The organism is Streptomyces tailanensis (genome assembly GCF_008386495.1).
Taxonomy (GTDB): domain Bacteria; phylum Actinomycetota; class Actinomycetes; order Streptomycetales; family Streptomycetaceae; genus Streptomyces; species Streptomyces tailanensis.
In genome coordinates this window covers 81516-94222 of the sequence record NZ_VTHJ01000037.1, presented here as the reverse complement: position 1 = coordinate 94222, position 12707 = coordinate 81516, and the positions used below count along the sequence as shown (strand labels likewise).

General features: G+C 70.0%; 9 protein-coding genes and 1 pseudogene. 7 read left to right on the top strand and 3 right to left on the bottom strand.

What is annotated here, in order from left to right; translation table 11 throughout:
- Positions 1-383 precede the first annotated feature (383 nt).
- A complete protein-coding gene (locus tag F3T56_RS27510; protein ID WP_149828056.1) occupies positions 384-836 on the top strand; it encodes a PTS sugar transporter subunit IIA in 453 nt (150 codons plus the stop codon).
- 77 nt (positions 837-913) lie between these two features.
- On the top strand, positions 914-2584 hold the full coding sequence (ptsP, locus tag F3T56_RS27505) for a phosphoenolpyruvate--protein phosphotransferase (protein ID WP_149828055.1): 1671 nt from the start codon (positions 914-916) through the stop codon (positions 2582-2584).
- Positions 2585-2647: 63 nt separating this feature from the next.
- On the opposite strand, the gene F3T56_RS27500 is transcribed toward ptsP, so the two are convergent.
- Both F3T56_RS27500 and F3T56_RS27495 read right to left on the bottom strand, forming a co-directional pair.
- Positions 2648-3556: a hypothetical protein gene (locus F3T56_RS27500; protein ID WP_149828054.1), complete on the bottom strand. Its 909-nt coding sequence runs from the start codon at positions 3554-3556 to the stop codon at positions 2648-2650.
- 78 nt (positions 3557-3634) lie between these two features.
- Positions 3635-5602 (bottom strand): acetoacetate--CoA ligase, encoded by a 1968-nt coding sequence (locus F3T56_RS27495; protein WP_149828053.1) that lies wholly within the window; start codon positions 5600-5602, stop codon positions 3635-3637.
- 206 nt (positions 5603-5808) lie between these two features.
- On the opposite strand from F3T56_RS27495, the gene F3T56_RS27490 reads away from it, so the two are divergent.
- Complete coding sequence (locus F3T56_RS27490; protein WP_149828052.1) at positions 5809-8175, top strand: glycoside hydrolase family 31 protein; 2367 nt, start codon at positions 5809-5811, stop codon at positions 8173-8175.
- A 13-nt stretch (positions 8176-8188) separates the two neighbouring features.
- Here the strand turns inward: F3T56_RS27490 and F3T56_RS27485 are convergent, their stop codons facing one another.
- Positions 8189-8725 carry an NUDIX domain-containing protein gene (locus F3T56_RS27485; RefSeq protein ID WP_149828051.1) on the bottom strand — a complete coding sequence of 179 codons (537 nt, stop codon included), beginning with the start codon at positions 8723-8725 and terminating at the stop codon, positions 8189-8191.
- A gap of 270 nt (positions 8726-8995) precedes the next feature.
- On the opposite strand from F3T56_RS27485, the gene F3T56_RS27480 reads away from it, so the two are divergent.
- The 4 genes and pseudogenes from F3T56_RS27480 to F3T56_RS27465 all read left to right on the top strand — a co-directional run bounded on the left by F3T56_RS27480 (position 8996) and on the right by F3T56_RS27465 (position 12679).
- Positions 8996-9421 carry a Zn-ribbon domain-containing OB-fold protein gene (locus tag F3T56_RS27480; protein ID WP_149828059.1) on the top strand — a complete coding sequence of 142 codons (426 nt, stop codon included), beginning with the start codon at positions 8996-8998 and terminating at the stop codon, positions 9419-9421.
- The gene (locus F3T56_RS27475) at positions 9418-10608 is read left to right on the top strand and encodes a lipid-transfer protein (protein ID WP_149828050.1); all 1191 of its coding nucleotides are present in this window, start codon (positions 9418-9420) and stop codon (positions 10606-10608) included. The genes F3T56_RS27480 and F3T56_RS27475 overlap by 4 nt, the downstream gene beginning before the upstream one ends.
- Positions 10609-10712: 104 nt before the next feature.
- Positions 10713-11483: pseudogene (locus F3T56_RS27470) on the top strand (diguanylate cyclase); the annotation flags it as partial.
- A 410-nt stretch (positions 11484-11893) separates the two neighbouring features.
- The gene (locus F3T56_RS27465; RefSeq protein WP_149828049.1) at positions 11894-12679 is read left to right on the top strand and encodes an MIP/aquaporin family protein; all 786 of its coding nucleotides are present in this window, start codon (positions 11894-11896) and stop codon (positions 12677-12679) included.
- Positions 12680-12707: the final 28 nt, after the last annotated feature.

Below are 12707 nucleotides of genomic sequence, written 5' to 3'. Positions count from 1 at the left end.
GCTTCCTTTGTACTCACCCGAGCATCTTCTCGGGCTTTCCTCCGGGCGCTTCCCTTCGGTCTTGCGTTCCCGACTCTATCAGTGTTTTTCCGACTCTCTGACCACTCTCCCGCAGATATGCAGAAGCGGACCCCGAGATAGGATCTGACAAGTTGGGTGCTGCTGGGGCAGGACGCTCAGTTGCGCCGCTCGGCCTCGAGCAGGACTGCAACTCTACAGCGGTCCCCGGAGCGCGTGCAAACCGATTCGGCCTCGCTCGACGGCCCTCCAACCCGTACGTCTCATGCGGAACCGGCAGTTCGTATGACATACGCTGCTCCACAGTGCGCCGCCTGGGACAACAGTGACGGCCCATATGAATCTCCACCCCTGGGAGGCTTCCCATGACCACCGTGACGTCGCCGCTTGCAGGACGTGCCATCGGACTGGCCGCCGTACCGGATCCCGTGTTCTCGGGAGCGATGGTCGGCCCCGGTACGGCGATCGATCCCGCGCGTGATGAGGCATCCGAGGCCGTTGCCCCCGTGGACGGAGTCATCGTTTCGCTGCACCCGCACGCTTTCGTCGTGGTCGACGATGAGGGACACGGTGTACTGACGCACCTCGGTATCGACACCGTGCAGCTGAACGGTGAGGGATTCGAGCTGCTGGTCAACAAGGGGGACACCGTCACGCGCGGCCAGGCCGTGGTGCGCTGGGACCCCGCCGCTGTCGAGGCCGCTGGCAAGTCGCCGATCTGCCCCGTCGTAGCTCTCGAAGCCACGGCCGACGCTCTTTCCGATCTCCGCCAGGACGGCGATGTGAAGGCCGGCGACACGCTCTTCGGCTGGCAGTGACGTCAGGGCGGTACCGGACGGTCAGTTCCACAACCACCGCGGCGGCGGGACCCGCCGCACTATCGGAGACGGGTGAGATGGAGACAACGCTGCGAGGCGTCGGTGTGAGCCACGGTGTGGCGATCGGCGAGGTTCGGCACATGGGAACGGCGGTACTGGAGCCGCCTGCCAAGCAGATCCCGGCTGAGGAAGCGGAGCGCGAGCAGGGGCGTGCCCGCAAGGCGGTGGACGCTGTGGCGGCCGATCTGATAGCGCGCGGCAATCTGGCGGGGGGCGAGGCCCAGGCCGTACTGGAAGCCCAGGCCTTGATGGCCCAGGACCCCGAGCTGATGGCTGATGTGGAGCGCCGTATCGCCGTGGGGAGCACGGCGGAGCGCGCGGTCTACGACGCGTTCGCCGCCTACCGCGCTCTGCTGGCGGGGGCTGGTGAGTACCTTGCGGGTCGCGTGGCCGACCTCGATGACGTGCGGAATCGTATCGTCGCCCGGCTGCTCGGCGTTCCGATGCCAGGGGTGCCGGACAGCGACGAGCCTTACGTACTCATTGCTCGTGATCTGGCGCCGGCGGACACGGCGCTGCTCGACCCCACCCTCGTCCTCGGCTTCGTCACTGAGGAAGGTGGACCGACCAGTCACAGCGCGATCCTGGCGCGGGCGCTCGGGGTGCCGGCCGTGGTGGCGCTGCCAGGGGCCGGGGAGCTCGCCGAGGGCACGGTGATCGCCGTGGACGGCAGCACCGGTGAGATTTTCGTGAACCCCAGTGCGGAGAAGAAGGCGGAATTGGAGGCTGCCGCGGCGGAGCGGAAGGCGGCGCTGGCCGCTTCCAGCGGGCCGGGGGCGACCTCCGACGGGCACAAGGTGCCGTTGCTGGCCAATGTGGGCGGTCCTGGGGACGTGCCGGCGGCGGTGGAGGCAGGGGCCGAGGGTGTCGGTCTGTTCCGTACCGAGTTCCTCTTCCTGGACGACAGCAAGCAGGCGCCGTCCGAGGAGAAGCAGGTCAAGGCTTACCGTCAGGTACTGGAGGCATTCCCCGAGGGGCGTGTGGTCGTGCGGGTGCTCGACGCCGGCGCCGACAAGCCGCTGGACTTCCTGACACCGGCCGATGAGCCGAACCCCGCGCTGGGCGTGCGAGGGCTGCGGACGCTGCTCGACCATCCTGAGGTGCTGCGGACACAGCTGACGGCGCTCGCGAAGGCCGCGGACGGGCTGCCGGTCTACCTCGAGGTCATGGCGCCGATGGTCGCGGACCGCATGGATGCGAAGGCGTTCGCCGACGCATGTCGTGAGGCGGGGCTGCAGGCCAAGTTCGGGGCCATGGTGGAGATCCCGTCGGCGGCTTTGCGGGCGCGTTCGATCCTGCAGGAGGTCGAGTTCCTGTCGCTGGGGACCAATGACCTCGCGCAGTACACGTTCGCGGCCGACCGGCAGGTGGGCGCGGTGTCTCGGCTGCAGGACCCGTGGCAGCCCGCACTGCTCGACCTGGTCGCGCTGTCCGCCGAGGCGGCGAACGCTGAGGGCAAGAGCTGTGGCGTGTGTGGCGAGGCGGCTTCGGATCCGCTGCTGGCGTGTGTGCTGACCGGTCTGGGTGTCACCTCCCTGTCCATGGGGGCGGCGTCGCTTCCGTATGTGCGCGCGACGCTGGCGAAGTACACACTGGCGCAGTGTGAGCGTGCCGCGGCTGCCGCGCGTGCGGCGGACAGTGCCGAGGAGGCACGCAGCGCGGCGCAGGCGGTGCTGTCGGGCGAGTAGCGTCGCCGCGATCGGTTGTTGTCGAGGGGCGCTCCACCTGTGGGTGGGGCGCCCCTCGCTTGTTCAGTGGGTGTGTCCGTCCGTGGCGGCGCCTCCTTGGCCGTAGTCGTCTCCGAGGTCGGGTGGGGTGCAGTAGTCGACGCCGGATTCCGGGGAGACGAGGTCTCCGGATTCCACGTCGGTGCAGTACGCGTCGAAGACCTCTCCTGCGGTGAGGGGTGCGAGGTCATCGCCGCGCAGACGCCAGCCGTAAACGCGGTCGGTCGTGTCCGGGGCGCTGGTGCGCATGACGAGTCCGCCGGGGCTTCGGGTTGCCAACCCCACGGCCAGGACTGTGGCGAACTCCAGGGCTTCGGACTCGTCGAGCTGAGGTGCTCCGTCGGGATTCTGGTCCGCGCGGAGGACCGCGACGAGTGCTTGGGGTTTGGCCGAGACGCTGCACACGATGTGGCGTTCGCCAGGATCGGCGGTGTCGAGGATGCGGGTGAGTAGTTCCATGGCGCGGGTGAAGGCCGCACGTCCGATGTCTTCGCCGCAGGAGGCGCAGTTGCCGATCTGGGCGAGGAGCGTGGTGGCGTACTCCCAGGTGGCTTGGCGGACGGCTTCGTCGATCAGCTCGGGGACGAGTTCGGTGAGGGGCTGGCCTTCGTACAGGACGATGGCGCCGGTGGTCGCCAGCTCGGCGGTGAAGCGGGTGCGGCTGGACGGGGCGTCGGGGTCGAGGCCGGTGTCGGTGCAGAACTCCGCGTACTCCTCCGGGTCGAAGAGGGCGACCGTGGTGTGGTTGCCCTGCGCGGCGAGTGTCCTGAGCAGGGCTTCCACTTGTTGGAGATAGGTGGTGTGGTCGTCGAAGGTGAAACTTCGGTAGCGCCGCATCGCGGTGAAGTCGTGCTCGTCGGCCAACAGGCCGATGGTGCCCGCGATTTCCCGGCGCAGGACCCGTCGCATGCTCTGGTGGCTGGTGTGTGCCATGTTTCCCCCTGTGCGCGCAGTTGATCAATGCTCACTCACAGTAACGGGCGGCACTGACAACGCCTGCCTGCCGGGGGATCAGGCTCGTTTGCGGGCCAGTTCCTCGTAGAAGCGCAGGAGCTCGAGGTTGTCGATGGAGCCGGGGTTGACCGCCTTCTCCATGGGGGCGCCTTGGAGGAGGCGCTTGACGGGGACCTCGATGCGTTTGCCGGTGAGGGTGTGCGGAACTCCGGGGACTTCGATGACCTCGTCGGGGACGTGGCGTGGGGAGAGTTGTTCGCGGATGGTCTGCTTGATGCGGTTCAGGAGGGCCTCGTCGAGGACGGCGCCGGGGGCGAGGTGCACGAAGAGGGGCATCCAGTAGCCGCCGTCGGGCTGTTCGATGCCGATGACGAGGGATTCCTTGATTTCCGGGAGTCGTTCGACGACCTCGTAGATGTCGGCCGAACCCATGCGGACGCCTTGGCGGTTGAGTGTGGAGTCGGAGCGGCCGTGGATGACGACGGAGCCGCGGGAGGTGAGGGTGATCCAGTCGCCGTGGCGCCAGACGCCGGGGTAGGTGTCGAAGTAGCTGTCGTGGTAGCGGCTGCCGTCGGGGTCGTTCCAGAAGTGGATCGGCATGGACGGCATGGGGTTGGTGACCACGAGTTCGCCGACCTCGTCGATGAGGGGCTTGCCGCTTGGGTCCCAGGACTGGAGGTCGGTGCCGAGGCTGGGAGCCTGGAGTTCGCCGATGTGGACCGGGAGTGTGGGTACGGCTCCGGCAAAGCAGGAGCAGACGTCGGTTCCGCCGCTGACGGAGGCGATCCAGAGGTCGTCGCGAACCTCGTCGTGGAGCCAGCGGAAGCCGTCGGGCGGGAGTGGGGAGCCTGTGGTGCCGACGCACTGGACGCGGGAGAGGTCGTAGTCGCGGCCGGGGTGGATGCCGGCCTTGCGGCAGGCCATGACGTACGCGGCGGAAGTGCCGTAGAGGGTGGCGCCGGTGCGTTCGGCGACGCGCCACTGGGCGCCGGTGTCCGGGTATCCGGGGCTGCCGTCGTACAGGACGACCGTGGTGCCGGTGAGGAGGCCGGAGACGAGGAAGTTCCACATCATCCAGCCGGTGGAGGTGTACCAGAAGAAGCGGTCCTCGGGGCCGAGGTCGCAATGCAGGCCGAGTTGTTTGAGGTGCTCGACCAGGATGCCGCCCTGGGACTGGACGATGGCCTTGGGGAGGCCGGTCGTGCCGGAGGAGTAGAGCACCCACAGGGGATGTTCGAACGGGACCTGTTCGAATGTCGGGTCCATGTCGGCGGAGATCAGGGCGGCCCATTCCAGGGCGCCCTCGGGGGCCTCGGTGCCGAGCAGCGGGATGTGTACGACGGCGCGCAGGGTGGGCAGTTCGCGGCGGAGTTCGGCGACGATGTCGCGGCGGTCGTGTTCCTTGCCGCCGTAGCGGTAGCCGTCGACGGTGAACAGGAGGACCGGTTCGACCTGTTGGAAGCGGTCGAGGACGCTGCGGGCGCCGAAGTCGGGTGCGCAGGACGTCCAGACTCCGCCGACGGCCGCTGTGGCGAGGAGGGCGACGACGGCCTCGGGGATGTTCGGGAGGTAACCGCTTACTCGGTCTCCTGGGCGAACGCCCAGGGTGCGCAGTTCGGCGGCGAGGGAGCCTACTTGGCGGCGGAGCTCGGCCCAGGTCACCGGGCGTGGTTCGTGGGTCTCGTCGACGTGCAGCAGCGCGGGTTCGTCGGCGCGGGTGTCGGCCGCGCGGAGGGCGTGTTCGGCGTAGTTGAGGGTGGCTCCGGTGAACCACTGGGCGCCGGGCATGGAGCGGTCGCCGAGCACGCGCGCGTAGGGGGTGGAAAACCGTACGTCGAACCACTCCGTGACGGCCTTCCAGAACGTCTCGAGTTTGTCGACGGACCAGCGGTGCAGGGCCGGGTATCCACCCTCGGCGGGGGCTCCGTGGTGCTCGGCCGCCCAGGACTGGAATGCGGTGATCTGTGCCCGGGCGATGCGTTGCGGGTCGGGTTGCCAGAGCGGTGAGGGGTTCGCTGAGGTCATGGGGCGGCTCCCGGACTGTGCGCGTGGTGTGCGTCGGGCGGGCACGGGCTGGGGTGTGCGTGGCTGACACGGACGATGCCATGTGATCGACTTCCGCACCAGGGTGCGGCGCAGATGGTCCACGACGTGAAGGTGTGGCGGCACCACGGGTGAACGGAAGTTGAACGGCTCACACAAACGGGCCGGTCAATGGCAGGGTGAGCGGCATGGACGGTCGTGACCTGGTGCGTTCGGTGAAGGCGATCGGTTCGGCGGGGGCTGCTCAAGGGCTGCGCACCGTGCGGGCCGCGTGGCGGAGGAGGCGTGCCGACGCCGCCGGGTTGCCGGGGCGGGGTGCCGAGCGCGCGCGGGTGCCCGGACCGGTGGAGGACGTGGAGCCGGGGCCCGGCGGTGGGACGGTCCGGTTCGGCCGGTCCGAGTTGCGGGTCACCGTCGATGTGAACGGGGCTGTTTTCTGGGGCTGGGACGGGGCCGGGCCGGAGCCGTCGTACGCGCTGGCGGGTCGGTGCCCGGAGCCGGATCCGCGGGCCGTTCTGGAGCCGGACAAGGACGGTGGCTGGCGGGTCGTGGCCGAGCGGGTGACGGTCGTGGTGTCGCGGCACGGCGCCGTGGAGGTGCGTACGCCCGGTGGAGTGACTCTGCGCCGTGATCTGCCGCCGCGGTGGTGGGAGCCGGTCGGCGGGGGCGAGGCGCGATGGACGCAGCGCTCCGAGGTGGGCGCGGACGCGCGGTTCTTCGGTCTCGGTGGGCGGGCGGCCGGGCCGCGGCTGCGTGACGGAACGTATCGGCTGTGGAACACGGACCCCGGTCATGCGTTCGCACCCGGCGACGATCCGTTGTACGTCACGATGCCGGTGCAGATGGTGGTGGCCGACGCGGCGACGCATCTGGTGTTCCACGACACCACCTGGGACGGCACGGTGACGCTGCGGGAGGGCGAGGAGGGCGCCGGGTCGGGGCATGACCGGGCCGGCACGTCCGAGCTGCGGATGGACGGCGGTCCACTGCGCTGCTGGGTGATCGTGGGCACTCCCGCGCGCGTGCTGCACGCCTGGGCCGCGCTCACGGGGCCGCCGGCGCTGCCGCCCGCCTGGGCGCTGGGGCACCATCACGCGCGGTGGGGCTTCGGGAGCGAGCAGGAGGTGCGTCGGGTCGTCGCGGGCTACCGGGAGCATGGGCTGCCGCTCGACGCGGTTCACCTGGACATCGACCACTTCGACGCCCACCAGGTGTTCACGGTCGACCCGGAGCGTTTCCCGAAGCTGCCGGACCTCGCTGACGAGCTGCGCCGCGACGGGATCCGGCTGGTGTCGATCGTCGACGCGGCGGTCAGGGCGCAGCCGGGCAACGCGGTGTACGACAGCGGTTCGGCCGAGGACACGTTCGTGCGGGACGCGACCGGGCGGGTCGTGGAGGGCGTGGTGTGGCCCGGGGAGTCGGTCTTTCCGGACTTCACGCGTGCGCGTACGCGCGCGTGGTGGGGCGGTTTCTACGAGGAGCGGCTCGCGCAGGGGTTCGCCGGGTTCTGGCACGACATGAACGAACCGACGTCGTTCACGGCGTTCGGGGAGAACACGCTGCCCCGGTCGGCCCGGCACGACCTGGAAGGCCGTGGTGGTGACCATCGCGAGGCGCACAACGTGTACGCGCTGTGCATGGCGCGTGCCGCGTACGAGGGGCTGCGAGAATTGGCGCCTCAGGGACGGCCGTTCGTCTTCTCCCGCTCCGGGTGGGCCGGGATGCAGCGCTACGGAGGCACGTGGTCCGGGGACGTGGCGACGGGCTGGCCGGGGCTGAGGGCATCGTTGTCGCTGGTGTTGGGGCTCGGGTTGTGCGGGGTGCCGTACTCGGGTCCCGATGTGGGCGGGTTCGACGGGAGTCCGTCGCCGGAGCTGTATCTGCGGTGGTTCCAGCTCGGCGCGTATCTGCCGCTGTTCCGTACGCACGCGAGTCTGCGGGCGGGGCGCCGGGAGCCGTGGGAGTTCGGGGGCGAGATCGTCGAGCACGCGCGCGTGGCGCTCGTCGAACGGCGGCGGCTGCTGCCGTACTTCATGACGCTGGCCCATTTGGCGCGTCGCACCGGAGCGCCGTATGTCCGCCCGATCTGGTGGGGCACACCCGAGGACAGGGCTCTTCGTGACTGCGAGGACGCCTTCCTGTTGGGTGACTGTCTTCTGGTGGCGCCTGTGCTGGACCCGGGTGCTGATCGGCGTGCGGTGCAGCTGCCGCGGGGGCGTTGGTACGACACGGTGACCGAGAGGGCGTATCAGGGGCCCGGCCAGGTGCTGATCGAAGCCCCGTTGTCGCGGATCCCCGTTCTCGCGCGCGCGGGTGCCGTGTTGCCGGTCCGGGGTGCCGACGGCGGCCTGGAGTTGGAGGTGTGGGCACCCGTGCGAGGGCAGACGGGGGGCGGGCTCGTGGTGCCGGACGCGGGCGACGGCTGGGACGAGCCTGAGGTCGAGCGGTACACGACACGCTGGCAGGGCCGGCGTGTGGTCGTGGAGCGGGACGGGGAGGAGGGTCCGGTCGAGCCCGCGTATCCGGTACGGATCCGGGGGCTCGACCGGGAGTGAGCCCGGTTTCGGCTCAGACGTATCGGCCGTCGAAGAACGCCTGCACGGCCAGGGTGTGCAGCGGGAAAGCGAGTTCGGTCGGACGGCGCAGCAGGTGCCAGCCCTCCGTCTCGTCCGTCTCGACGGGCGGTGGCAGGTTGGCGGCCGGGCTCTCGGGGAGCAGCCCGAACAGCAGCAGGTGGCCGTCGGGTGAGCTCATGGCGTCGGCGAGGCGGACGTCGCGGTCGGCCGCGCAGATGCCCGTCTCCTCCTTGAGCTCACGGACGACGGCGTGCCGCCAGTCCTCCCGGTGGTCGATGAACCCGCCCGGAAGGGCGGTGCCCCCGCGCGCGGGAGCGATGGTCCGTGTGATCACGACAAGGGCCGTGCCCTTGGTGTCGTACACGGGCTGGAGGGCCACCGCGACAGGAAGCGGATTGCGGTAGGCCACTGTGTGGCAGGCCTCGCAAGTGCGGGGCCAGCCGGAAACGCCCTCTCCGTAGGGCGCTCCGCAACTCGAACAATGCGAGTCCGGTGCGGATTTGGCGGTTGAGTGTTGGTTCGCGGACACGCGGCGGACTGTATCCGATCATCTGCTGGTCGTCTTACCGGGGCGACTCAATGCGCCAACGCATCCGGCGTTCGATGCGGGTGTTCGATGCGGGGTGAGGGACGGCCGGAACCACCCCCGTGAGCCCCGGCCGTCCCTCCGATACTCCGACGCCGACAGGGGCCTGTTGGTTCTCCGGGGGTCTGCCCAATTCAAGTTGCCCGTGACAAACTTCTGACGAAGCATCAGATCTTCTGCCGGGGAGGGGCTTTGTCGCGTAGTCGCACACCTGTGATCGCCGGTTGGTTCACCGGGGAGGGCGACGACTTCCGTCTGCTCGGCACGCGTTGTTCGGCATGTGCCTCGGTGTTCTTCCCGCGCGAGGACATCTGCTGCCGCAATCCGGCTTGCCCGGGCGGTGAGTTGCGAGAAGTGCCGCTGTCGCGGCGTGGCCGCGTGTGGTCGTACACCGATGGCCGGTACCGGCCACCGTCACCGTACGTGTCCGATCCGGAACTTCCGTGGGAGCCGTACGCGTTGATCGCTGTGGAACTGGCCGCAGAGCGCCTCGTGGTGCTGGGACAGACCGTTCCCGGGGTCACCGTCGCCGATCTGACGGTGGGCATGGAGGTGGAGGTCGTCCCCGGTGTGCTGCACGAGGACGCGGAGACGACCTGGACGACGTGGCACTGGCGGCCGACGGGGGTGGCGACATGACGGGTGAGGTGGCGGTGCTCGGCGCGGGCATGCACCCGTGGGGCAAGTGGGGAAGGAGTTTCGTCGAGTACGGGACGGTGGCCGCACGTGCGGCGCTGGACGACGCGGGGGTCGACTGGCGGGAGGTCGGCTCGATCGTCGGCGCGGACACCGTGCGTGGCGGCTATCCCGGGTATGTGGCGGGGGCGACCTTCGCGAAGGCGCTGGGCTGGCAGGGGGCGCGGGTCACGAGTGTGTACGCGGCCTGCGCGTCCGGGGCGCAGGCGGTGGGCACCGCGCGGGCCCAGATCCTCGGCGGCCTCGCGGACGTCGTGCTCGTGGTGGGCGCGGACTCGGCGCCGAAGGGGTTCTTCCGGCCCGCCGGCGGAGAACGGCCCGACGATCCGGACTGGCTGCGGTTCCGAGTCCTCGGGGCGACCAATCCGACGTACTTCGGGCTGTACGCGCGGCGGCGGATGGCGGTGCACGGGGACACGCCGGAGGATTTCGCCCGGGTCAAGGTGAAGAACTCCGCGCTGGGGGCCCTCAACCCGTACGCCCGGTACCGCAAGCGGGTCACCGCCGAGGAGGTCGCGTCCTCCGCCGTCGTCGCGGATCCACTGCGACTGCTGGACATCTGTGCGACCTCGGACGGTGGTGCGGCGCTCGTGCTGTCCAGCATGGAGTTCGCGCGGCGCCGCGGTGTGACCGAGCCCGTGCGGATACGTGCGGTGTCCACGGTGACGCCCCGCTATCCCAACACCATGCTGGATCTGCCGGACATCGCGACGGACTCCGCGGTGGCGGTGGAGTCCGCGGCGGAGACGTTCCGGGAATCGATCGCGCGGGCCGCCTACGAGGAGGCGGGCATCGGGCCCGACGACCTGTCGCTCGCCGAGGTCTACGACCTGTCCACGGCGCTGGAGTTGCAATGGTACGAGGACCTGGGGCTGTGCGGCGAGGGAGAGGCCGCGAAGCTGCTCCGGGACGGTGTGACCGCACTGGGCGGACGCATACCCGTGAATGTGAGCGGAGGGCTGGCCTCTTTCGGGGAGGCGGTGCCCGCGCAGGCGATCGCCCAGGTGTGCGAGCTGGTTCGGCAGTTGCGGGGGGCAGCGGGTGACCGGCAGGTTGCGGGGGCGCACGTGGGGATCAGTGCGAATCAGGGGCTGTTCGGGCATGGATCGGCGGTGATCGCGGTTCGGTGACGGGGCTGGTCAACTGTGACTCGGCGTAGGTGATACTCGCGCGCCCGGAGGCCGGTGACCTGCCGGCCGAGGCCCGCCGGGATACCGAACTCGGCGGCAGGCCGGCCGCGGGGATGGTGGGCGCCCCGTTGGCGCAGAGCGAGTTGTACGCGCCGCCCGCGCGGCCGCCTGCTGCGGAGGTGTACGTTCCGCAGCTCCCCCAGGGTCTCGACGCCGGTCTCCGGGCCGTCGGTGCGACAGTTTCTGCGGCCGGCCGCCCTGCTGCCCGCCACCGCGTCCGCGGGCGAGGTGTGGGGCGGCGACCGGGACCGTACGTCCGACGATGTCGCAGCCGTTGACCGGTTCGGGCGGTGCGGGGGCGTCGTACGGTCCGCGGATCTGCTGCGGGTGCTCGCGGAGAGCCGGGGCAAGGCGGCGGGGCTCAATCCGCTGACCGTCAACGACGGGGCGCGGTTCGCAGCCGGGGGCGAGCTGACCCGGTCGGTGGGACGGGCGTTGCGGCAAGCTGCGGCCGGTGAGACCCGGGTGGGACACATCGGCGGGACGACTTCCTGTTCCTCGCCGAACCGGAGGGGTTCGATCCGCTAGCCGGAGCGGTGCTCGACACTCCCCGGTCCGGAGGCGGACATGCCGTCACGCTCTCGCCGGCGACCGTTCTGTGCGCGCCCGGCAGCGTCCCGGACCACCGGCAGGCCGTCGCGTGCCTGACCCCGCTCAAGAAGGCGGCGAAGGCGCTGGGCGCGGCCAGTTGGGGGCTTGGGCGGGCCGGGGCGCCGGGGCACGAGATCCGGCGGGGCTCCCAGACCGTGGGACCCGGGCGGGGACGGCCAGCGGCTTCGTGGACGGCAGGGCGGGGACGGCCAGCGAATTCGTAGAACGGCAGGTCTGCGAGGCGGGACAACGTGGAAAGCCCTCTCCCCATGCGAACACTCGGCCCTGCGCTGCCCCTTCACAAGCCCGGGTCCGCCATCGCGCGGGCGTGTGCGCCCCGTAGCCGCCGCCAACCGTTGTCGTCCGTGTTCTTGACGCCCCCGGAGTGCCGGTGAACACTTCCGGTGTCGGTCGGCATCGCCGCATTCGGGCGTCTTTGTGCACTGCGCCGCTCGGGCTTCCCGCCTGCGCAACGAGCCATCCCCCACGGGCGATTCGGCTGCGACGGCACGCTCGTCACGGACGCCGGGCGGGGCGCGGGACCCTCCCTGCCCTCGGCTGAAGTAGCCATGGGAACGCACCCTGCACGGTAGGTCCGGGGTCGATCACTCCGGGCCGGGGCCTAGGAGCCGCCATGAGCAACGGAGACATATTCGTCGGTGAGGTCATCGGTACGGCGATCCTGATTCTTTTCGGCGCCGGTGTGTGCGCCGCCGTCACGCTCAGGTTCTCGAAGTCGAGGGCATCGGGCTGGATCGTCATCGCGTTCGGCTGGGGCTTCGCCGTGTTGGCGGGCGCCTACACCGCCGCTCCCCTGTCGGGCGGGCACCTCAACCCGGCGGTGACCATCGGCATCGCGGTCGACACGGAGACGTGGGACAAGGTCTGGGTCTATCTACTGGGCCAGATGGTGGGCGCGATGCTCGGCGCGGTCCTCGCCTACCTGGTCTATCTCGCGCAGTTCCAGGCGAACATCCGCGAGCAGGGCACCACGGAGGGTACGGCGGAGGAGCCGACGCCGACCCTCGGAATCTTCTCCACCATCCCGGAGATCCGGAACCCGGTCGCCAACCTGATCACCGAGATCATCGCGACGATCGCCCTGGTCCTGCCGATCCTCGCCTTCGGACGGAACACGGGCATCGGCATCGGCCAGATCCCCGGCGAAGAGGCCGGAATCTACGGCTCCGGCATCTCGATCCTGCTGGTGTCGTTCCTGGTGGTCGGCATCGGTCTCTCCCTCGGCGGGCCCACCGGCTACGCGATCAACCCGGCGCGCGACCTCGGCCCGCGCATCGTGCACACGTTCCTGCCGATCCCGAACAAGGGCACCTCCGACTGGGGTTACGCCTGGATCCCGGTCATCGGCCCACTGGTCGGCGGAGTTCTCGCGGGCCTCGTCTACAACGCAGCCTTCTGACGCAACCGACGTAAGACGTGAGGGGATG